Raw genomic sequence first — 21506 nt, 5'->3', positions numbered from 1 at the left:
TGTATCGCTAGAGATTGGGTTTTACATTTCGCTTTCAGGGTGGAAGACGTCTACGTCCTTGAGGTCCTCGCCCAGGTAGACCCGCTCATTGGGGCCCAGGATGCCCATGGAGAGGCAGAGCAGGGTCCACAGGTGGACCGTTTGCCACGGATGGTGCCGGATTTCAGCCAGGTCGTGCACCTGGGCGTGGCAGTTGTGGCAGGGGGTGATGCAATATTGGGCACCCGTGGCCAGAATCTGCTCCGCCTTGAGGCGGCCGTATTCCCGGCGCTCTTCGGCGTAGCCCGACTGGAGATAGCCGCCGCCGCCGCCGCAACAGAAGTTGTTGGAGCGGTTGGGGTGCATGTCGAGGAAGTTCTCTTCACCCACCACCGCCTTGACCACGTAGCGCAGGTCCTCGGCCACCGGATCGCCGAAGGTCTTGCGCACCAGCTGGCAGGGGTCCTGGACGGTGAACTTGATCCCGCGCTCCCGGTTCCACTCGGAGCTGGGCTTGAGCTTGCCTTCACGAATCCACTGGGCATAGAGCTGAATGATGCTCTGGATCTCGAAGTTGGCTTCGATCTTGAACTTTTGCAGTCCGAACCGGACCGCGAACAGTTCGTGCCCTCACTCGGTGTTGAGCCACACTTTGCAGCCCAAATCCTCCACCGCTTTCACCTTGGTGCGCACGATGTGCTCCCAGGCCGGGTCATCGGCCAGGAACATGCAGTAGTTTTCCGCCGCCCATCCCTTGGTGCCGTAGGTCCAGTCGGCGCCCGCGGTGTGCAGGATCTTCCACAAAGGCACCATTTCGTCCGGTTCGGTGACCGGCTCGCGGGAGTTTTGGTTGAGGAAATAGTAGGCGCCTTCCTTGTTCACCGGCGCTTCCATTTCGGCGAATTCGGGCTGGGCTTCGCGGTACTCCTCCAGCACATCCTCCACCACGAACTGGAAATCCTCCTCGGTGGCGCCCATGGCGCTGCAGGTGTCGTTGCGCAGGGCCATGTCGCAGGAGCCGAGAATACCCTTGGGACGCTCTTCCCGGGGCCAGGTCTGCCGTGCGTAAAACACCAGCTGGGGAATATTGATCTTCATGGGGCAGACGTAAACGCAGCGGGTACACATGCTGCACATCCAGACCCAAGGTGTTTTGGTGATCTCTTCATCCATGCCCAGGGCGGCCATGCGCAGGAATTTACGCGGGTCCATCCCTTCCAGGCCCGTCGCCGGGCATCCCGAGGAGCATGCACCGCAGGTCAGGCACAGATTGAGATTGCCACCCTCGGGCAGCAGTCCCTTGACCTTGTCGATGAAGGTACTCTGTTTTTTGCCGCCAAGTTTGATTGCCTCTTCAGCCATATAACAAAACCTCCAGAAGTTGATAACGACCTTGGTATTTCAGGCGGTTCGGTATGCGATGCCTGGCACCGGGGACCGAACGTTCGGTTCCATTGTCGTCTTCGATCCACTGCAAGGGCCGCTCCAACGGGGCGGCCCGGTTCGAAGTTACCTATCTAAACGGAAAAGTGGAGGGGTGTCAATTGAAATTGGTGCATCGCGATGCAAAGTGACCGTATTGCAAAAAAAGAGCCGCCGCCGGATCGGTCCGGCGGCGGCCATCGCATCGGGTTCGGAAATGGATCAGGCGGCCTTGTCGATCTTGACCGCGCACACCTTGAACTCGGGAATGCCCGAGATCGGATCGAGGGCCGCGTTGGTCAGCTTGTTGGCGGCCGCGGCGGCAAAGTGAAAGGGAATGAAGACCGTCCCCTCCACGGCCGTGGGCGAGACCTTGACCCGGGCCTGAATCGCGCCGCGGCGCGAGGCGATGGTGGCCATGGCGCCGTCCTCCAGACCATGAACGGCCGCATCCTTGCGGGAAATCTCCACGTAGGACTCGGGAGACCGTTCGTTGAGCCCATCGGTTTTCATGGTCATGGTGCCGGTGTGGTACTGGTAGAGCACCCGGCCGGTGGTCAGGTAGAGCGGGTAGTCGTCATCCACCTGCTCGGCGGGCGGAATCCACTCGATGGCATGAAACATCCCCTTGCCGCGGGTGAATTGCTGGGCGTGCAAAATGGGGGTTCCCGGATGATCGGCAGTGGGGCACGGCCAGTGGAGTCCTTCGCTTTCGATCCGATCATAGGTGATGCCGGCATAGGACGGGGTCACCCGGCCGATCTCCTCGAAGATGGCCCGGCTGTTGTCGTAGGCCATGGTGTATCCCATGCGCGAGGCCAGTTGACAGGTGATCCACCAGTCATCCTTGCACTGGCCGGGCGGATCCACCGCCTTGCGCACCCGCTGCACCCGCCGCTCGGTGTTGGCGAAGGTGCCCTCTTTTTCGGCGAAGCAGGCCGACGGCAACACCACATCGGCGATTCGGGCGGTTTCGGTCATGAAGATGTCCTGCACCACCAAGAGCTCCAGGTTTTTGAGGCTCTTTTCGGCGTGGTTCAGATCGGCGTCCGACACCATGGGGTTTTCACCGATGATGTACATGGCCTTGAGCTCGCCGTCATGGGCCTTGGGCAGCATCTTGGTGACGGTCAAACCGACCTGGGTGGGCAGGCCGGTGACGCCCCAGGCCTCCTCCATCTTCTTGGCCACCGCCAGGTCGCTGACCGGCTGGTACCCGGTGTAAACATTGGGCAGGCCGCCCATGTCGCAGGCCCCCTGCACGTTGTTCTGGCCGCGCAAGGGATTGACGCCGGTGCCCGGTCGGCCCAGGTTGCCGGTGAGCATGGCCAGGTTGGCCAGGGACTTGACGTTGTCGGTGCCGCTGATGTGCTGGGTGATGCCCATGCAATACAGAATGCTGCCGGCCTTGGCGCCGGCGAACAGGCGGGCGGCGGCGATGAGCTGCTCCGACGGAATGCCGGTGATCCCTTCAACGAACTCGGGGGTGTATTTTTCCAGGCGCTCGCGAAGCGCCTCGAACCCCTCGGTGCGCGCCTCGATGAAATCCCCGGCCTGCAGCTTCTCATTGAGGATCACGTGCATCAGCCCGTTGATCCAGGCCACGTCGGTACCCAGGTTGGGGCGCAGCCAGTGCTGGGCAAATTCGGTCATTTTAATCCGCCGCGGGTCGACCACGATCAGCTTGGCGCCGTGGAACTTGACGGCCCGCTTGACGAAGGAGGAGAGCACCGGATGGTTTTCACTGGTGTTGGAGCCGGTGATGAGAATCACATCGGCTTTTTCGATATCGGCGATGGGGTTGGTCATCGCACCGGAACCGAACGCTGCGGCCAGACCGGCCACGGTGGAGCTATGTCAAAGCCGGGCGCAGTGGTCCACGTTGTTGGTTTTGAGCACCGCCCGGGCGAATTTCTGGGCGATGTAGTTCTCCTCGTTGGTCATGCGCGCTGAAGTGAGCACGCCGATGGCGTCGCCGCCCTGGTTATCGCGAATCTTTTTCAACCCGTCGGCCACCCGGTCCAGGGCCTCGTCCCAGGAGGCTTCACGAAACTCACCGTTCTCCTTGATCAAGGGGGTGGTGAGCCGTTCGGGGGAACCGATGAAGTGGTAGCCGAACCGCCCTTTGACACACAAACTGCCGCGGTTGGGAGCCACATCGGCGCCGTCCACCTTGACCACCCGGTTGTCCTGCACGTGCAGATCCAATTGGCAGCCGACCCCGCAGTAACTGCAGGTGGTGCGCACCTTCTCGGTCTGCCACGGCCGAACCTCGTAACGCGCGTCCTTTTCCACAAGCGCCCCCACCGGACAGGCCTGCACGCACTCGCCGCAAAAGACGCAATCGGAATCTTTCAGGGGCCGGTCACCGGCGGCGATGATCTTGGCGTGGGGGCCGCGGTAGCCAAAGCTGATGGCGTTGTTGACCTGCACTTCGTTGCACGCCTGCACGCAACGGCCGCACTGGATGCAGCGCGAAAAATCGCGCACAATGAAGGGGTTGACCGTCTCCATGGGATACTGGGTGGGTGTGGCGTCGAACCGCTCGCCGCTGACCTGGTAGCGGTAGGCCAGGTCCTGCAACCGGCAATCGCCCCACACCGGACACAATTGGTCACTGGCGTCCTCGGACTGCACCTTGAGTTGAAAGGCGGTCCACTCCTGGTTGTCCGAACCGCGCACGGCGCAGTTGTGGTTGCCCGAGCTGAGCATGAGTTGCAAAATCAAGCGCCGCGCCTCGACCACCGCCGGCGATTCGGTCTGCACCTTCATGCCCGCCGTCGCCGGTGTGGCACAAGCGGCCAGCAAGGTGCGCGCGCCCTCCACCTCCACCACGCAAATGCGACAGGCGCCGGTGGGCGTGGCGCCTTTCAAATGGCACAAAGTGGGAATGTCGATCTGGTTGCGCCGGGCCACTTCGAGGATGGTCTCGCCGCCTTCGAAGGTCATCTCCCGGCCGTTGATCAAAATGGTCTGCTGAGCGTTCATACCCGCATGCTCTCCTTGAAAGGTTGATTTCCGCTCCCGGCGCCGCGGCACCGGTGTCAGAGCAGCATCCTATGTAAAGGAAACGGTGGATGTTGTCAATCAGGACCGGCGGTGGGTGGGGGTTGCGTTTTTTGAGTTTGTCGGGTTGATGGACCGTTTGCTCGGGTTTATTGGGTTGGGAAAAAATAGTTTAAAGTTCAAAGTTGATGGCCTCGTAAAAAGTCCCAAAAACGGTGTTTTTGCAAATTGCCATCGTATAAATTTAGGTACTTACAGCGTCGAAAATTGAAAATTCCGACTTTTTACGAGACCATCAAAGTTTAAAGTTTAAAGCAAGGAATGCTATCGATTATAGATAGTTGTGTTGGGTGCCGGGCGGCCTGCAAACTCGCTCCGCGGGTGGCTCTGGCAACTGGTTGCCAATGTTGCGCAGCAACAAGAGGTCATGCGCATCACTGCCGCCACCGGCAAGGCGGACAGCGTTGACGCCACACGCACACACATCTAAACGACAGAATTCATTAACTTAAAACTTAAAACTTAAAACTTTAAACTGCCCGCCAGGGTTGATACATTTCGAGTTCAATGATCACGACCCATCAACTCAACAAACGCAACAAACCCATTCATCTGATTTGTTCATCTGATTTGCGTTCCGCCGCCGGTTGGTTTAAAAACAGGGACTTTTTGAAAATCGGAGCGACTGAACATGCGCTTTTTTCTGTTTGTGATCGGAATGGTGATGATCGTCGAGGGGTTGCCCTACTTCGCCTTTCCGGAGAAAATGAAATCGTGGTTGCAGCAGATGCTGGAAACACCCGAGCATGTCCTGCGCAAGTTGGGGTTCGGGTTGATGATGGCGGGACTGGTGCTGCTCTATTTCGCCAACCGGATGGTTTGAGGGCAGCGCCGTGTACCGTCTGGACGACTATGATTATGTGCTGCCCGAAGAGCTGATCGCCCAAAAGCAGGTGGCGCTGCGGGACCGCTCGCGACTCATGCGCTTGTGCCGCCGGACCGGCGCGGTGCACCACCACCGCTTCGACGACATTGCAGACCTTCTGGCGCCCGGCGACGTGCTGGTGCTCAACAACACCCGCGTGGTGCCCGGCCGCCTGCTGGGACGCAAAGAGACCGGCGGCAAGGTGGAGGTGCTGATCCTCGATTACGCCCAGGGCGCCGCCCGCGGCGTTTTCACCTGCATGCTCAAGGCCTCCAAGCGACCCCGCACCGGCAGCCGCCTGCACTTCGAACGCGGCCTGACGGCGGAGGTGGTCGCGGTGAACGATCAAACCGCCACCCTTTCCTTCAGCGGCGCCGCCGATTTCGAACAGACCCTGGATGCCATCGGGCACATGCCCTTGCCCCCCTACATCCGCCGCGAAGATGGCGCCGCCGACCGCGACACCTACCAGACGGTCTACGCCACCCAAAAAGGCGCCATCGCCGCCCCCACCGCCGGCCTGCACTTCACGCGTCCCCTGCTCGACCGGCTGACCGAACGGGGCATCCGCACCGTACAACTGACCCTGCACGTGGGCTACGGCACCTTCGTGCCGGTGCGCTGCGACGACATCCGGCAACACCGCATGCACAGCGAGTGGTTCACCCTCCCTCCGGAAACCGCCGCCGCCATCAACGCCGCCAAGCAACAAGGACACCGGGTCGTGGCCGTGGGCACCACCTGCGTGCGCACACTCGAATTCTGCGCCACCGCCCAGGGCACCGTCACCCCCCGCAGCGGCGCCTGCGACCTCTATATCTACCCCGGCTACCACTTCAAACTGGTTGACGCCATGATCACCAACTTCCACCTGCCCAAGTCCACCCTATTGATGCTCGTCTCCGCCTTCGCCGGCCGCGAAAGAATATTGCGGGCGTATGGGGAGGCGGTGAAGGAGCGGTATCGGTTTTTTAGTTATGGGGATGGAATGATCATCATCGATGATCATCGATGATGATAGTTTTAAGTGTTAAGTGTTAAGTTTTAAGTTAAGGAATGCTGTCGATTATAGGGGGTCGGGGGGATGGGGTATCGGTCGTTTGAAGAATTGGAAGTCTGGAAGAGAGCTTGTCGGGTTGCGGTTCAGGTACACAAGGCCTTGGTCGGATGCAACTTTTACCCACTGAAGGATCAGATGGCGCGCTCCGCGATTTCCATCGCCAGTAACATTGCAGAAGGTGCCGAGCGAGGATCCGCCGCAGATTTCATTCGATTCCTGCACATTGCCAAAGGCTCGGCCGCCGAACTAAGAACCCAAATCTACATCGCAGTAGAAATCGGAAACATCATACCCGATGAAACACAATCCACCTTGGTCGCCGAACTCAAAGAACTATCGCGCATGCTCCACGGCCTGATCACCTCATTAAAAATATAATGATAGAATTCATTAACTTAAAACTTAACACTTAAAACTTAAAACTATTTTTCCCTATGCCATTCAAAACAATCTCACAATGTAACGCAACTTCCGCCCGCGCCGGCATCCTCACAACCGCCCACGGATCCATCGAAACCCCGATTTTCATGCCCGTTGGCACCCAGGCGACGGTGAAAGCGGTGACGCCGGAGGAGTTGGAGGGGGTTGGGGCGCAGATTATTCTGGGCAACACCTACCATCTTTATTTGCGCCCGGGGGTGGCGGTGATCGGGTTGTTCGGGGGGTTGCATGGGTTCATGCAGTGGCGAAAGCCGATCCTGACCGACAGCGGCGGGTTCCAGGTCTTTTCCCTGGCGCAGTTGTCGCGCATCTCCGAGGAGGGGTATGCGTTTCAGTCCCATTTGGACGGCGGCGCGCGGCATGTACTGACGCCCGAGGGTGCGGTGGATGTGCAGATGGCCCTCGACAGTGACATTATGATGTGCCTGGACCAGTGCATCGCCCACCCGGCGGATCATCCGACGGCGGCGGCGGCGTTGGCGCTGACCAGCCGCTGGGCGCGGCGCTGCAAGGCGCGCTGGGAGGCCGCCGGCGGCCGGAACCAGTTGTTCGGCATCGTGCAGGGGGGGATGTACGCCGATCTGCGGCGGCAGTCGGTGGCGGAGATCGTCGATATCGGTTTTCCCGGCTATGCCGTGGGCGGCCTGAGCGTGGGCGAGCCCAAGCCCTTGATGATGGAGATGGCCGCCCATACCCTGCCCCTGCTGCCCGCCGATGCGCCCCGCTATGTGATGGGGGTGGGCACGCCGCAGGACCTGGTGGAGATGATCGCCATGGGCGCCGACATGTTCGATTGCGTCATGCCCACGCGCAATGCGCGCAACGGTCAGTTGTTCACTTCCGCGGGCACGTTGAACATCAACAACGCCCGTTATCGCACCGACACCGGCCCCATCGACCCGCTGTGCGACTGCTACACCTGCCGCCGCTACTCCCGGGCCTATGTGCGCCACCTGTTGCAGGCCAAGGAGATCCTGGCCCACCGCTTGACGACCCTGCACAACCTCCGCTTCTATTTGAACCTTGTCAAACAAGCCCGCATGGCTATATTGGAGGGCACTTTCGATGACTTCCGGCGGCGTTTCGCCCCCGGGGGTGCATCCAGCCACAACGACGACCAATGAAAGGGTATGAAGCAATGAAAGCCAAAGTGGAAGCAGCCATCAACAAAATCCGGCCCATGCTCCAGGCCGACGGCGGCAATGTGGAACTGGTCGATGTCAGCGACGACGGCGTGGTTCAGGTTCGCCTGCAGGGCGCCTGCGCCGGTTGCCCAATGTCCCAGATGACCTTGAAAAACGGTATCGAGCGGGTGATCAAGGAAACCGTTCCGGAAGTCAAGTCGGTGGTCTCGGTCTGATTTCGGCCCTTGAATTTTGAGACGGCATCATTTAAATAGAAGCGGTTTTATATTCTGAATCGTTCTTCAAGGAGATCCGTATGAGTGTCGCTCAAAAGATCAGTGCCACCATGGCCCAGTCGTCATGGATCCGCAAAATGTTCGAGGAAGGGGCGCAGTTGAAGGCGGTGCACGGCGCCGATAAAGTGTTCGACTTCAGCCTGGGCAACCCCAATCTACCGCCTCCCGACCGATTTCACGACATCCTGCGCGACACGGTGACCGCCTGCGGGCCGGGAGACCACTGCTACATGCCCCAGGCGGGCTACCCCCAGGTGTGCACCGCCATCGCCGATTATCTGAGCGATGAACAGGGGGTGGCGGTGGCGGCCCCGGACATCGTCATGACCTGCGGCGCCGCCGGCGCGCTCAACGTGATTTTCAAGACCCTGCTCGATCCGGGGGACGAGGTGATCGTGCCCACCCCCTGTTTCGTGGAGTATCGCTTTTACGTGGACAACCACGGCGGCGAGATCCGCATGGTGCCGACCCATCCGAACTTCACCCTGGACCTGGAAGCCATCGCGGCGGCCATTACGCCGCGCACCAAGGTGGTGCTGATCAACTCGCCCAACAACCCCACCGGCCAGATCTACAGCGCCGACAGCCTGGCCGCCCTGGGCGAGCTGCTGACGGCCAAAGGCGAGGCGGCGGGGCGCACCATCTACCTGGTCTCCGACGAGCCCTACCGCAAGATCGTGTTTGACGGCCACACGGTGCCGAGCATCTTTCAGGCCTACCGCGACAGCCTGATCGCCACTTCCTACTCCAAGGATCTTTCCATTCCCGGCGAACGCATCGGTTTCGCGGCCCTCAATCCGGCGGCCCGATTCAACCCAGAGCTGCGCGCGGGCTTGACCCTGTCCAACCGCATCCTGGGGTTCGTCAATGCCCCGGCCTTGATGCAGCGGGTGGTGGCCTGTATCCAGGGCACCAGCGTGGACATGACCCAGTACAAACGCAAACGGGACCTGCTGTGCGACGGCCTGGCCGCCGCCGGTTACGAATTCGTCACCCCGCCGGGTGCTTTCTACCTGTTTCCGCGCGCCCCCATTGCCGACGATGTCGCCTTTGTGAAAGCGTTGCAAAAGGAGCTGATCCTGACGGTGCCCGGCAGCGGTTTTGCCGGTCCCGGCCATTTCCGCATCGCCTTTTGCGTCGACGACGCCACCATCACCGGGGCGTTGCCCGGATTCGCCCGGGTGATGGCCCAATACAAGTAGAACGGGGCGGCCGGTGCACCGGCCGCCCCTCGTGCCGACCCGCCGGAGCGCCGTACCAAGGGATTGCGGCGCGACCGGAGCCGCCATTCATCCCAAACCGGCCGCCAGGCCGACCGACGGAGCCGCCATGAAAATCCTCAAAATCGATCACCTGGGTATCGCGGTCAACAACATCGATCAGGCCAAATCGTTCTGGACCGACGTCCTGGGCCTGCCCCACGAAGGCAACGAAACGGTTGCCGAACAGAAAGTGACCACCGCCTTTTTCCCGGTGGGGCAAAGCGAGGTGGAACTGCTGGAATCCACCGCCCCCGACGGTCCCGTGGCCAAGTTCATCGAAAAGCGGGGCCAGGGGTTTCAGCATGTGGCCTTCCGGGTGGAAAACATCGACGCCGCCCTGGCCGAACTGAAGGCCAAAGGCATCCGGCTGATCGACGAAACGCCGCGCATGGGCGCCGGCGGCGCGCGGATCGCCTTTCTGCACCCCAAAGACACCCAGGGGGTGCTGGTGGAGCTGTGTGAGCGCAACGACTGATTCCACGACCCCAAAAAAGTTACCCGTCATCATTAAGTGAACCACATTTGAGTTGACATCCCTCCCTATGCGGCGGTATACCTGTGCTGCATAACAATGTTACTAAATACCGTTCATATTTTTTTGATTTTTATTTTATTTATTGAATAACAACAGGTTACAAATGGAAACAAAAGGTAACCTTTTTCCCGAAACAACTGCCGCCACCGAGGCCGCCGCCCGGCCCCGCCACCGCGCGACCGACGCGCGCCCCGGGCGATCCACCGATGGCGAACAGCCCCCCCGCCATGACCGTGCCGCCGCGATGCCCCCCTTGCGGCCCGACGTGCAGGCCCGCCTGGAACAGGCGGTGCTGACCATCTTTTCCCAATCGGACTTTCACAAGGCCAACATCCGCGATGTGGCCAAGCACGCCGGGGTCAGCTTCAGCACCATTTATAAATATTACGGCAGCAAGGAGCGGCTGGTGTTCGCCTTCGTGGATGTGTGGCTGGGACACCTGACCGACCGCATCACGGACCACCTGCAGGGCATCGAGGATCTCAAGGAGAAGCTGCGCAAGGTGCTCTGGCTGCAGCTCGACTACTACGAACGCAATCCCCATCTGGGGCGCATCATCTTCATGACATTGCCCATGGCCACCTGGATGGCCGACAAAACCTTTCAGCAGAAGAAAATGATCCACCTTTATCTGGACGTGCTCAAGAACGGGCAGGCCCAGGGCATCCTGAACCCCAGGGTGCGGGCCGGGGTGCTGCTCGACTTCATGCTCGGCCTGGTGCAGCGCACCTTTGTCATGTGGAACCAGCGTGGCTGCCAGGAGCACCTGGCGGGCCAGGCCAATGTGTTGTTCGACATGGTGTGGCGCGGCATCACCAACCCCGAAGCGCCATAAAGCCATCTTCATACCCAACCAATGCAAAAGGAGGGGTGCATGGTCCAAAAACCGACAATCGATCAATGGAAGACCCTGGCCGCCAAGCAGCTCAAGGGCCGGTCGCCGGAATCCCTTGATTGGCAAACGCCGGAAGGCATCACCGTCAAGCCGCTGTACACGGACGAGGACCTGGAACGGCTGGAACATTTGGGCGGCCTGCCGGGGATCGCGCCCTATGTGCGCGGTCCCATGGCCACCATGTATGCCGGCCGCCCCTGGACCATCCGCCAATACGCGGGCTTCTCCACGGCCAAAGCGTCCAACGCCTTCTACCGGCGCAACCTGGCCGGCGGCCAGAAAGGCTTGTCGGTGGCCTTCGACCTGGCCACCCACCGGGGCTACGATTCCGATCACCCCCGCGTGGTGGGCGACGTGGGCAAGGCCGGCGTGGCCATCGATTCGGTGGAGGACGTGAAGATCCTGTTCGACCAGATTCCGTTGGACCAGATGTCGGTCTCCATGACCATGAACGGGGCCGTGCTGCCCATCCTGGCCATGTACATGGTGGCCGCCGAAGAGCAGGGGGTCGAGCAGGCCAAGCTCACCGGCACCATTCAAAACGACATCCTCAAAGAGTACCTCACGCGCAACACCTACATCTACCCGCCCGAGCCCTCCATGCGCATCGTGGCGGACATCATCGCCTACTGCTCGCAAAACATGCCGCGCTTCAACACGGTGAGCATCAGCGGCTACCACATGATGGAAGCCGGCGCCACCTCGGTGCTGCAGTTGGCTTTCACCCTGGCCGACGGCCTGGAGTATGTGCGCGCCGCCCTCAAAGCGGGCATGGACATCGATGCCTTCGCGCCGCGCCTCTCCTTCTTTTTCGGCGTGGGCATGAACTTCTTCATGGAGATCGCCATGCTGCGGGCGGCCCGCTTCCTGTGGCACGAGCTGATCAGCCGCTTCAACCCCAAGGACCCGCGCTCGACCATGCTGCGCACCCATGTGCAGACCTCGGGCTGGAGCCTCACCGAGCAAGATCCTTACAACAACATCATCCGCACCACCCTGGAAGCCCTGGCCGCCGTACTGGGCGGCACCCAGTCGCTGCACACCAACGCCTTCGACGAGGCGGTGGGGTTGCCCACCGACTTCTCGGCCCGCATCGCCCGCAACACCCAGCTGCTCATCCAGGAGGAGTCCGAGGTGTGTCACGTGGCCGACCCCCTGGGCGGATCCTATTATGTCGAGGCGCTGACCGGCGCCATGGTGGACGGGGCACGCAAGATCATCGATGAAGTGGAGCAATTGGGCGGCATGGCCAAGGCCATCGAAACCGGCATGCCCAAGATGCGCATCGAGGAATCGGCGGCCCGCCGCCAGGCGCGCATCGACCAAGGGCTGGACGTGATCGTGGGGGTCAACAAATACCAGACCGAGGACAAATCCCCCATGGAGGTGCTGGAGGTGCCCGAAGCGGTCCGCCAGGAGCAGGTCGACCGCCTGGCCCGGATCAAGGCGCAGCGGGATCCGGACAAGGTGGCCCAAGCACTGGCGGGCATCACCCGGGCCGCCGAAGCGGGCGACAACCTGCTGGCCGCCTGCCTGCCGGCGGTACGCGCCCGGGCCACCGTGGGCGAGATCTCCGATGCCATGGAAAAGGTGTTCGGCCGTTTCGTGGCCACCACCCAAGTGATTTCCGGCGTCTACGCCGCCGAGTACAAGGACCAGACCGTGATCGAGAGTTTGCGCAAACGCACCGACGCATTCCTGGAAAAGCACGGCCGCCGGCCGCGCATCCTGTTGGCCAAGGTGGGCCAGGACGGCCACGACCGCGGCATCAAGGTGGTGGCCACCGCCTTTGCCGACTTCGGCTTCGACGTGGACATCGGCCCCATGTTCCAGACCCCCGAGGAGGCGGCCAAAATGGCCATGGAAAACGACGTGCACGTGGTGGGGGTCTCCACCCTGGCCGCCGGCCACAAAGCCCTGGTGCCCCAATTGATCAGCGCCTTGAAAGCCCAGGGCACCGAACAGATCCTGGTGACCGTGGGCGGCGTCATCCCGCCGTCGGACTACGACTTTCTGTACAAAGCCGGCGCGGTGGGGATATTCGGCCCCGGCACGCCGCTGGTCAAGTCGGCCAACGAGGTGCTCAACGCGCTGGAAAAAGTTGAATGGAGCTGAAGGATTACAAGGAGGGGATTCTCCAAGGCAACCGCCTGATCCTCTCCAAGGCGATCACCTTGATCGAGAGCCGCCACCCCGATCATCGGGAGAAGGCCCAAGCATTGATCGAGGCGTTGCTGCCCCACACAGGGGAGGCGGTGCGGCTGGGCATCACCGGGGTGCCGGGGGTGGGCAAAAGCACTTTCATCGAAAGCTTCGGCATGCACCTGATCGAACAGGGGCGCCGGGTGGCGGTGCTGGCGGTGGATCCCAGTTCCCAGCGCTCCGGCGGCAGCATCCTGGGCGACAAGACCCGCATGGAACGGCTCAGTGCGGCGCCCGAGGCGTTCATCCGCCCTTCCCCTTCGGGCGGTACGCTGGGCGGGGTGGCCCGCATGACCCGCGAAACCATGCTGCTGTGCGAGGCGGCCGGCTTCGACGTGGTCATCGTGGAGACGGTGGGCGTGGGCCAGAGCGAGGCGGCGGTGGCGGCCATGGTCGATTTTTTCCTGCTGCTGATGATCACCGGCGCGGGCGATGCCCTGCAGGGGATTAAAAAGGGCATCCTGGAGATGGCCCATGCCGTGGCCATCAACAAAGCGGACGGCGAAAACGCGCCGCGGGCCGAAAAGATGCGCCAGGAGCTGGAGAGCGCCTTGCAACTGATGCTGCCCACTTCGGCCGACTGGACGCCGCCGGTGCTGACCTGCAGCGCCGCCACGGGCAACGGCCTGGATGATATATGGGCGCTGATTCGGACCCATCGGGAGAAGCTGCGGGCCGGCGGCGAGATGGAGCGGCTGCGGCGGGACCAGGCGCTGCATTGGATGTGGTCTCTGATCGACGAGGGACTCAAGGAGCGGTTTGTGCGCCACCCGGAGGTGCGACGGCAACTGCCGCAAATGACCGCCGCGGTGCGCGAAGGGCGCACGGCCGCCACGCACGCCGCGCGGCAGCTGCTTTTTATGCTTGACAAGGATCGCGGCGATAAGAAAGGAATGTAACCTCCCCAAACCGGCCGCGCCGGATGGTGGGTGTGCAGGACACATGGGGAGCCGCCGGCAATCCTTCCATTTTTTGACGACGTTCATTTTTTAAGGAAAGGAAGCGAGCATGGGTAGTGTGGATGACAAAATCAAGGCGCTCAAGGCGCAAGAAGCCAAAATCCTGGCCATGGGCGGCGACAAGCTGGTGGCCAAACAGAAGGAGAAGGGCCGGTTGACCGCCCGCGAACGGCTCGACCGCCTGTTCGACAAGGGCACCTTCCGTGAGATCGATATGTTCGTCAAACATCGCTGCGTCAACTTCGGCATGCAGAAAGTGGAGATCCCCTCCGACGGCGTGGTCACCGGCCACGGCCTGGTGGAGGGCCGGCCGGTGTTCGCCTTCGCCCAGGATTTCACCTCCCGGGCCGGCAGCCTGGGGGAGATGCATGCGCGCAAGATCTGCAAGGTGATGGACCTGGCCATCAAGGCCGGCGTGCCCATGATCGGGCTCAACGATTCGGGCGGCGCCCGCATCCAGGAGGGAGTGGACGCGCTGTGCGGCTACGGCGACATCTTCTATCGCAACTCCCTGGCCTCGGGAGTGATTCCCCAGATTTCGGCCATCATGGGACCCACGGCCGGCGGCGCGGTCTACTCGCCGGCCATGACCGACTACGTCTTCATGGTCAAGAACTCCAGCTACATGTTCATCACCGGCCCGGAAGTGATCAAGTCGGTGACCGGCGAGTCGATCACCTTCGAGGATCTGGGCGGCGCCCTGGCGCACAATGAAAAGAGCGGCGTGGCCCAGTTCGCCTGCGAAGACGACGCCGACACCCTGGAACAGATCCGCCGGCTGCTCGCCTATCTGCCGGCCAACAACATGGAGGATCCGCCGCGCGTCGACACCGGCGACGATCCGCACCGCAGCGACCCGGCCCTGGACAAAATCATCCCCGACAGCCCCAACGCCGGCTACGACATCAAGGCGGTGATCGCATCCATCGTGGACAAGGGCGAATTCCTGGAGCCCCACGCCCACTTCGCCCAGAACATCGTGGTCTGCTTCGCGCGCCTCAACGGCCGGGTGGTCGGCATCATCGCCAACCAGCCCAAGGTGCTGGCCGGCTGTTTGGACATCGACGCCTCGGACAAAGCCACGCGCTTCATCCGCTTCTGCGACGCCTTCAACATTCCCTTGCTCACCATCGCCGATGTGCCCGGCTACCTGCCCGGCAGCCAGCAGGAGTGGGGCGGCATCATCCGCCACGGCGCCAAGCTGCTCTGGTGCTACAGCGAGGCCACGGTGCCCAAATTGCTGCTGATCACCCGCAAGGATTACGGTGGGGCCTACATCGCCATGTCTTCGCGCCACCTGGGGGCCGACATGGCCTTTGCCTGGCCGAGCGCCGAAATCGCCGTCATGGGCGCCGCCGGCGCGGCCAACATCATCCACCGCAAGGAGATCCAAGGGGCCGATGACCCCAAGGCCAAGCGCCAGGAGAAGATCAAGGAATACGAGGATCTGTTTTCCAATCCATACAGCGCCGCCGGCCGGGGCTACATCGACGCCGTCATCCGACCCGCCGAGACCCGCGCGCGGCTCATCGACGCCCTGGAGATCATGTGCACCAAGCGGGAACTGCGCCCGCCCAAAAAGCACGGCAACATTCCCATGTAACGCAGACAACAGAGGTGCCCATGGAATTGAAAGAGAAGCAAATGGCCGCCGCCCTCGCCGCCGTGGCCGCTTACATGCAGATGGAAGAGGAAAGTTATCACCAACAGGTGGCCGCCATCATGGCGCCGCCCCCAGCGCCGGCACCGTGCGAGCCGCCCAATTTGTGGGGCCAAAGCGGCCGCCAGAGTATGATGCAGCTACGCAGCCTGATGCAGCTCAAAACCTTCGCCCGCATCAGGTAGCTCACCCTATTTAACGCCTTATCAGAAGGAGACGCATGCAATGAGCGATCACGATCAAGTCAAAATGACTCCCATGAACTACGCCAAGGATCGGCCCAAGGCGGCCAACCCGGTGAAGATCGAAGATTTGAGCATCCGCGACGGCCACCAGTCCCTGTTCGCCACCCGCGGCCGCACCGAAGATATGATCCCCATCGCCGAAATGATGGACGAGGTGGGCTTCTGGGCCATCGAAACCTGGGGCGGGGCCACCTTCGACACCATGCACCGCTTTTTGAACGAGGATCCCTGGGAGCGCATCCGCACCCTCAAGCGCTACATCAAGAAGACCCCCTTCTCCATGCTGCTGCGCGCCCAGAACCTGGTGGGCTACCGCAACTACGCCGACGACACGGCCCGCGCCTTCGTGGACCGCGCGGCGGCCAACGGCATGGATATCTTCCGCACCTTCGACGCCCTCAACGACTACCGCAACTTCGAAACCGTGGTCAAGGTGATCAAGGAGTGCGGCAAGCACTTCCAGGGCTGCATGTGCTACACCATGACCGAACCGCGCATGGGCGGCGAGGTGTACAACATCGATTACTACGTCAACAAGGCCAAGGAGCTGGAGTCCATGGGGGCCGACTCCATCTGCATCAAGGACATGGCCGGCCTGATCGCGCCCTACGACGCCTACAACCTGGTCAAGGCCCTCAAAAAAGCGGTCAAGGCGCCCATCCACCTGCACAGCCATTTTACTTCCGGCATGTCCCCCATGAGCCACCTCAAGGCCATCGAGGCGGGGGTGGACATCATCGACACCTGCATGACCCCCTACGCCTACCGCACCTCCCACGCGGCCATCGAACCGCTGGTCATGGCCCTGCTGGGCACCGACCGCGACACCGGCTTCGACATCCAGCTGCTGGCCAAGATCAACGAGAAGCTGGAAAAAGAGGTGATGCCCAAGTACAAACACCTGCTGGACGACTCCAAGGTGTCGGTGATCGACATCAACGTGCTGCTGCACCAGACCCCGGGCGGCATGCTCTCCAACCTGGTCAACCAACTGCGCGAAATGGACGCCCTGGACAAGATCAACGAGGTGTACAAGGAGCTGCCGCGGGTGCGCAAGGAGCTGGGGCAGATTCCGTTGGTCACTCCAACCAGCCAGATCGTGGGCATCCAGACGGTCAACAATGTGCTGTTCGATGACGAAAACGAGCGCTACAAGATGATCACCGGGCAGGTCAAGGACCTGTGCTACGGCCTCTATGGCAAGACCGCCGTGCCCATCGACCCCGAAGTACAGAAAAAGGCCCTCAAAGGCTATGCCCGTGGCGAAGAGCCCATCACCTGCCGCCCGGCAGAGGTGATCGAGCCCGAGCTGGACAAGGCCAAGGAGGAGATCGGCGACCTGGCCGTGGATTTGGACGACCTGCTGGTCTACGCCCTCTACCCGGTCACCGGCAAGAAGTTCCTGCAATGGAAGTACGGCATCGAGGAGCCGCCGGCCAGTGTCAAGCCCACCACCATGGAGCAGGTGAAAAAGCGCGACGCGCTGGTCAAGAAAGCGCTGGCGGGCGAGCTGGTGGAAAAGAAGAAGGATGCACCGACCAAGACCGACAACGCCCGGGCCTTCAATGTCTTCGTGGACAACGAATACTTCGAGGTCAATGTGGACCCGGTGGACGGCCCGCCGGTGATCACCATCGCCCAGCAGCAGATGGCCATGCCCATGGGCCAGGCCGCACCGGCAGCCCCGGCGCCCCCTGCTGCGCCGGCCGCGCCGGCCGCACCGACAGCACCCGCTGCCAAACCGGCCCCGGAGGCAAAACCGACGCCCGCCAAGCCGGCGGCACCGGCAGCGGCGCCCGGCAAGGGCACGCCCCTGAGCGCCCCCATGCCCGGTATGATCGTCAGTTTTGCGAAGAACGTGGGCGATGCGGTCAGCCAAGGCGAAACGGTGGTGATCCTGGAAGCCATGAAGATGGAGAACGCCCTGCCCGCGCCGGCCAACGGCAAGATCAGCGCCATCAATTACAAGAGCGGCGATTCCGTGGCCAAGGGCGATGTGCTGTGCGTGATCGAATAACGCACCTCGAAGGTCGATCTTTCGACGGTATTTAAACGACCGTGGCGCCTGTGCGCAAGCAGGGCGCCACGGTACGTGCAACAGGAGAACATACGTTTATGAAGATCCATGAGTACCAGGCCAAAACCCTGTTCAAACGCTACGCGGTGCCGGTGCCGGAAGGGGCCGTGGCCTTCACCCCCGAAGAGGCGCTGCAGGTGGCCGACACCCTGGGCGGGTTTCCCGTGGTGGTCAAGGCCCAGATCCACGCCGGCGGCCGCGGCAAGGGCGGCGGCGTCAAACTGGCCCATTCCCGTGAAGAGGTGACCCGAGTAGCCGAGGAGATGTTGGGCATGACCCTGGTTACCCACCAGACCGGCCCCGAAGGGCGGGTGGTCAAAAAGCTGCTGGTGGAGCAGGGACTGGACATCGCCAAGGAGCTCTATCTGTCCATCGTGCCGGACCGCGCCAGCGCCCAGGTGGTGATCATGGCCAGCGAGGCCGGCGGCATGGACATCGAGGCCGTGGCCGAAGAGACCCCCGAAAAGATCATCAAGGTGGGCATCAACCCGTTGATCGGCATCCAGGGCTATCACGCCCTGCAGGTGGCCCACGGGCTCAATCTGGACAGCGCCCTGGTCAAACCCTTCGTGCAACTGCTCAACAACCTCTACCGTTTCTTCATGGCCCACGACGCCTCCCTGGTGGAGATCAACCCCCTGGTGATCACCGCCCAGCAGACCGTCCTGGCCCTGGACGCCAAGATCACCTTCGACGACAACGCCCTGTTCCGTCAGAAGGAGATCGTCGAGTACCGCGACCTGGACGAGGAGGATCCGCTGGAGGTGGAAGCCTCCAAGTTCAACCTGAACTACATCAACCTGGACGGCAACGTGGGCAACATGGTCAACGGCGCCGGCCTGGCCATGGCCACCATGGACATCATCAAGCTGGCCGGCGCCCGTCCCGCCAACTTCCTGGATGTGGGCGGCGGCGCCAACGCCGAAATGGTGGAGAACGGCTTTCGCATCATCCTCAGCGATCCCAATGTCAAAGGCATCCTGATCAACATCTTCGGCGGCATATTGCGTTGCGACGTGCTGGCCGAGGGCGTGGTCAAGGCGGCTGCCCAAACGGGCATCAAGGTGCCGGTGGTGGTGCGCATGGAAGGCACCAACGTGGAGCAGGGGCGCAAGATCCTGGACGAATCGAAATTGAACCTGATTGCGGCGGTGGATCTGAAGGATGCGGCGCAGAAAGTCGCGGAGATCGTCGGCGGCTGATCGGCGGCGGGACCACCCCGCGGACAATGAACAATAAAAGGAAAACGCCGAGGGTCCGGCGCGGAAGCGCTCGCGCGCCGTGTTCGGACCGGAAAGCGATCAATGGAGCACACCCATGAGCATATTCGTGAATAAAGAGACCAAGGTGGTGGTGCAGGGCATCACCGGCAAGGAGGGGCAGTTCCACGCGCGCCAGTGCGTGGCCTACGGCACCCGGGTGGTGGCCGGCGTCACTCCCGGCAAGGGCGGGCAGAAGATGGACGACGTGCCGGTGTTCAACACCGTGGCCGCCGCCCGCGCCGCCACCGGCGCCGACTGCAGCCTGATCTTCGTGCCGCCGCCCTTTGCCGCCGCGGCCATCATGGAGGCGGTGGACGCCGGCATCGAACTGATCGTCGCCATCACCGAGGGTATTCCTGTGCTGGACATGATGAAGGTCAAGAACTACATGCGGCTGCACGGCTCGCGCTTGATCGGCCCCAACTGCCCCGGCATCATCACCCCGGGCGAGTGCAAGGTGGGCATCATGCCGGCACCCATCCACAAGCCGGGTGGTCCCATCGGCGTGGTCTCGCGCTCCGGGACCCTCACCTACGAGGTGGTGCACCAGCTCACCCAGCAGGACATCGGCCAGACCACCTGCATCGGCATCGGCGGCGACCCGGTCAACGGCACCAACTTCATCGACTGCCTCGAAGCCTTCGAAGCCGACCCCGAGACCAAGGGCATCGTAATGGTGGGTGAAATCGGCGGCAACGCCGAGGAAGAGGCCGCCCGCTTCATCAAAGAGAAGATGTCCAAGCCGGTGGTGGGCTTCATCGCCGGCCTGACCGCCCCGCCAGGCCGCCGCATGGGACACGCCGGCGCCATCATCAGCGGCAAGAGCGGCACCGCCCAGGGCAAGATCGAGGCCATGGAAGCCGCCGGCATCCACGTCTGCAAAGACCTGGGACGCCTCGGCGAACTGTGCGCCAAGGTGTTTTAGATGCACGAGATGGGCATCGCCATGGAGATCCTGGAGATCGTGCAGGCCTCCATCCCGACGGAGATGGCCGGCGTGCGGGTGGCGCGGGTCAACCTCAAGGTGGGACGGTTGTCGGCCGTGGTGCCGGACAGCCTTAGGTTCTGCTTCGGCGTGGCGGCGGATAAAACCGCCGCCGCCGGGGCGGAACTGGCCATCGAGGAGATCGACGTGACGGCCCTTTGCAACGATTGCCGTCACCAGTGGACCGTGGCGACGCCCATTTTCCGCTGTCCGGTCTGCGACAGCGGCAACACCGAACTGTTGGCCGGCCGGGAACTGGAAATCGTTTCCATCGAAGTCGGCGACGAGGCACCCGAACCTTCCCCTTGAATCACCCGCACCGCTGAACCCCTTGGTTCAGCGACACCCCCGGAGGCCAGCATGCCGTTTTTCGACCCGCGCCCGCGACGGCGCCATCACGACGGACACAAGCCGGACACCCTGCCCTCGCGCCACGACACCGCCGTAGCCACCCAACGCTCCGGGACCCGGGAGATCAAAGTGGTGCGCCGGGTGCTGGATGCCAACGACGCGCAGGCCGCCCGCAACCGGGAGCTGTTCGCCGCCAAGGGGATCTTCACCCTCAACCTGATGAGCTCGCCCGGCTCGGGCAAGACCACCCTCCTGGAAAAGAGCCTGGCGCGCCTGATGTCCAATCTGCGCTGCGCCGTCATCGTGGGCGACATCTGCACCACCCAGGATGCGGACCGCCTGGCCGCCTCCGGTGCGCCCGTGGTGCAGATCAACACCGACGCCTTCGGCGGCGAATGCCATCTGGCGGCCCACGTGATCGAAAAGGCCCTGAGCGCCATCGACCTGGACGCCGTGGACCTGCTGATCGTGGAAAACATCGGCAACCTCGTCTGCCCGGCCGAGTTCGACATCGGCGAGGATCGACGGGTGGTGGTGCTGTCGGTCACCGAGGGCGAGGACAAGCCGGCCAAATACCCCCTCATGTTTCGCGAATGCGACGCCATGCTGCTCAACAAAATCGATCTGCTGCCTTACCTGGAGTACGACACCGACCTGGTGCTGCGCAGCATCGAGCAGATCCACCCCGGCATGCCGGTGTTCCAACTCTCGGCCAAAACAGGCCAGGGGCTGGATCCCTGGCTGGCCTGGATCGTCCGGCAGATCGATACCAAAAAGGTCGGAGCGCCGCACGCGCCCCACCATCATTGAAGCCCGGATC

At 62.2% G+C, this 21506-nt stretch carries 19 protein-coding genes; 17 read left to right on the top strand and 2 right to left on the bottom strand.

Annotated features, from left to right (window positions below):
• Positions 1 to 21: 21 nt before the first annotated feature.
• Together MRX98_RS21110 and fdhF are read right to left on the bottom strand one after the other, a co-directional pair.
• Positions 22 to 1341 (bottom strand): (Fe-S)-binding protein, encoded by a 1320-nt coding sequence (locus MRX98_RS21110; protein ID WP_246914898.1) that lies wholly within the window; start codon positions 1339 to 1341, stop codon positions 22 to 24.
• Positions 1342 to 1623: 282 nt separating this feature from the next.
• Positions 1624 to 4389 (bottom strand): formate dehydrogenase subunit alpha, encoded by a 2766-nt coding sequence (fdhF, locus tag MRX98_RS21105; RefSeq protein ID WP_246914895.1) that lies wholly within the window; start codon positions 4387 to 4389, stop codon positions 1624 to 1626.
• 709 nt (positions 4390 to 5098) lie between these two features.
• On the opposite strand from fdhF, the gene MRX98_RS21100 reads away from it, so the two are divergent.
• From MRX98_RS21100 to hypB, 17 genes are all read left to right on the top strand, one after another.
• Positions 5099 to 5290, top strand: a complete 192-nt coding sequence (locus MRX98_RS21100; RefSeq protein WP_246914892.1) for a DUF2065 domain-containing protein — start codon at positions 5099 to 5101, stop codon at positions 5288 to 5290.
• 10 nt (positions 5291 to 5300) lie between these two features.
• Entirely contained in the window at positions 5301 to 6347 is a 1047-nt protein-coding gene (gene queA, locus MRX98_RS21095; RefSeq protein WP_246914889.1) for a tRNA preQ1(34) S-adenosylmethionine ribosyltransferase-isomerase QueA, read from the top strand.
• Positions 6348 to 6416: 69 nt separating this feature from the next.
• Positions 6417 to 6770 carry a four helix bundle protein gene (locus MRX98_RS21090; protein ID WP_246914887.1) on the top strand — a complete coding sequence of 118 codons (354 nt, stop codon included), beginning with the start codon at positions 6417 to 6419 and terminating at the stop codon, positions 6768 to 6770.
• A gap of 56 nt (positions 6771 to 6826) precedes the next feature.
• The gene (gene tgt / locus MRX98_RS21085) at positions 6827 to 7957 is read left to right on the top strand and encodes a tRNA guanosine(34) transglycosylase Tgt (RefSeq protein ID WP_246914884.1); all 1131 of its coding nucleotides are present in this window, start codon (positions 6827 to 6829) and stop codon (positions 7955 to 7957) included.
• 14 nt (positions 7958 to 7971) lie between these two features.
• A complete protein-coding gene (locus tag MRX98_RS21080; RefSeq protein WP_246914881.1) occupies positions 7972 to 8193 on the top strand; it encodes a NifU family protein in 222 nt (73 codons plus the stop codon).
• Positions 8194 to 8273: 80 nt separating this feature from the next.
• The gene (locus tag MRX98_RS21075) at positions 8274 to 9455 is read left to right on the top strand and encodes a pyridoxal phosphate-dependent aminotransferase (protein WP_246914879.1); all 1182 of its coding nucleotides are present in this window, start codon (positions 8274 to 8276) and stop codon (positions 9453 to 9455) included.
• Positions 9456 to 9582: 127 nt separating this feature from the next.
• Complete coding sequence (mce, locus tag MRX98_RS21070) at positions 9583 to 9990, top strand: methylmalonyl-CoA epimerase (RefSeq protein WP_246914876.1); 408 nt, start codon at positions 9583 to 9585, stop codon at positions 9988 to 9990.
• A 163-nt stretch (positions 9991 to 10153) separates the two neighbouring features.
• Complete coding sequence (locus MRX98_RS21065) at positions 10154 to 10885, top strand: TetR/AcrR family transcriptional regulator (RefSeq protein ID WP_246914873.1); 732 nt, start codon at positions 10154 to 10156, stop codon at positions 10883 to 10885.
• A 39-nt stretch (positions 10886 to 10924) separates the two neighbouring features.
• Entirely contained in the window at positions 10925 to 13060 is a 2136-nt protein-coding gene (gene scpA / locus MRX98_RS21060; RefSeq protein ID WP_246914869.1) for a methylmalonyl-CoA mutase, read from the top strand.
• Positions 13051 to 14046, top strand: a complete 996-nt coding sequence (gene meaB, locus MRX98_RS21055) for a methylmalonyl Co-A mutase-associated GTPase MeaB (protein WP_246914866.1) — start codon at positions 13051 to 13053, stop codon at positions 14044 to 14046. The genes scpA and meaB overlap by 10 nt, the downstream gene beginning before the upstream one ends.
• 109 nt (positions 14047 to 14155) lie before the next feature.
• Complete coding sequence (locus MRX98_RS21050) at positions 14156 to 15709, top strand: acyl-CoA carboxylase subunit beta (protein WP_246914863.1); 1554 nt, start codon at positions 14156 to 14158, stop codon at positions 15707 to 15709.
• Positions 15710 to 15729: 20 nt separating this feature from the next.
• Positions 15730 to 15951, top strand: coding sequence for a hypothetical protein (locus MRX98_RS21045; protein ID WP_246914860.1), 222 nt, complete (start codon positions 15730 to 15732; stop codon positions 15949 to 15951).
• Positions 15952 to 15991: 40 nt separating this feature from the next.
• Entirely contained in the window at positions 15992 to 18028 is a 2037-nt protein-coding gene (locus MRX98_RS21040) for a pyruvate carboxylase subunit B (RefSeq protein ID WP_246914857.1), read from the top strand.
• Between the two features lie 98 nt (positions 18029 to 18126).
• On the top strand, positions 18127 to 19290 hold the full coding sequence (gene sucC, locus MRX98_RS21035; protein WP_246914854.1) for an ADP-forming succinate--CoA ligase subunit beta: 1164 nt from the start codon (positions 18127 to 18129) through the stop codon (positions 19288 to 19290).
• 115 nt (positions 19291 to 19405) lie between these two features.
• Entirely contained in the window at positions 19406 to 20275 is an 870-nt protein-coding gene (gene sucD, locus MRX98_RS21030; RefSeq protein WP_246914851.1) for a succinate--CoA ligase subunit alpha, read from the top strand.
• Positions 20276 to 20644 (top strand): hydrogenase maturation nickel metallochaperone HypA, encoded by a 369-nt coding sequence (gene hypA / locus MRX98_RS21025; RefSeq protein WP_246914848.1) that lies wholly within the window; start codon positions 20276 to 20278, stop codon positions 20642 to 20644.
• Between the two features lie 51 nt (positions 20645 to 20695).
• Positions 20696 to 21496, top strand: coding sequence for a hydrogenase nickel incorporation protein HypB (gene hypB, locus MRX98_RS21020; RefSeq protein WP_246914845.1), 801 nt, complete (start codon positions 20696 to 20698; stop codon positions 21494 to 21496).
• Positions 21497 to 21506: the final 10 nt, after the last annotated feature.

It is taken from the genome of Desulfatitalea alkaliphila, assembly GCF_022968795.1.
GTDB lineage: Bacteria > Desulfobacterota > Desulfobacteria > Desulfobacterales > Desulfosarcinaceae > Desulfatitalea > Desulfatitalea alkaliphila.
Note: the sequence above shows the minus strand (reverse complement) of the source record. Positions and strands in the feature narration are given on the sequence as shown.

Coding starts and splice junctions, on each gene's coding strand:
- MRX98_RS21100 (WP_246914892.1), top strand. CDS start 5,099: ATGCGCTTTTTTCTGTTTGTGATCGGAATGGTGATGATCGTCGAGGGG.
- MRX98_RS21090 (WP_246914887.1), top strand. CDS start 6,417: ATGGGGTATCGGTCGTTTGAAGAATTGGAAGTCTGGAAGAGAGCTTGT.
- tgt (WP_246914884.1), top strand. CDS start 6,827: ATGCCATTCAAAACAATCTCACAATGTAACGCAACTTCCGCCCGCGCC.
- MRX98_RS21080 (WP_246914881.1), top strand. CDS start 7,972: ATGAAAGCCAAAGTGGAAGCAGCCATCAACAAAATCCGGCCCATGCTC.
- MRX98_RS21075 (WP_246914879.1), top strand. CDS start 8,274: ATGAGTGTCGCTCAAAAGATCAGTGCCACCATGGCCCAGTCGTCATGG.
- mce (WP_246914876.1), top strand. CDS start 9,583: ATGAAAATCCTCAAAATCGATCACCTGGGTATCGCGGTCAACAACATC.
- MRX98_RS21065 (WP_246914873.1), top strand. CDS start 10,154: ATGGAAACAAAAGGTAACCTTTTTCCCGAAACAACTGCCGCCACCGAG.
- scpA (WP_246914869.1), top strand. CDS start 10,925: ATGGTCCAAAAACCGACAATCGATCAATGGAAGACCCTGGCCGCCAAG.
- meaB (WP_246914866.1), top strand. CDS start 13,051: ATGGAGCTGAAGGATTACAAGGAGGGGATTCTCCAAGGCAACCGCCTG.
- MRX98_RS21050 (WP_246914863.1), top strand. CDS start 14,156: ATGGGTAGTGTGGATGACAAAATCAAGGCGCTCAAGGCGCAAGAAGCC.
- MRX98_RS21045 (WP_246914860.1), top strand. CDS start 15,730: ATGGAATTGAAAGAGAAGCAAATGGCCGCCGCCCTCGCCGCCGTGGCC.
- MRX98_RS21040 (WP_246914857.1), top strand. CDS start 15,992: ATGAGCGATCACGATCAAGTCAAAATGACTCCCATGAACTACGCCAAG.
- sucC (WP_246914854.1), top strand. CDS start 18,127: ATGAAGATCCATGAGTACCAGGCCAAAACCCTGTTCAAACGCTACGCG.
- sucD (WP_246914851.1), top strand. CDS start 19,406: ATGAGCATATTCGTGAATAAAGAGACCAAGGTGGTGGTGCAGGGCATC.
- hypA (WP_246914848.1), top strand. CDS start 20,276: ATGCACGAGATGGGCATCGCCATGGAGATCCTGGAGATCGTGCAGGCC.
- hypB (WP_246914845.1), top strand. CDS start 20,696: ATGCCGTTTTTCGACCCGCGCCCGCGACGGCGCCATCACGACGGACAC.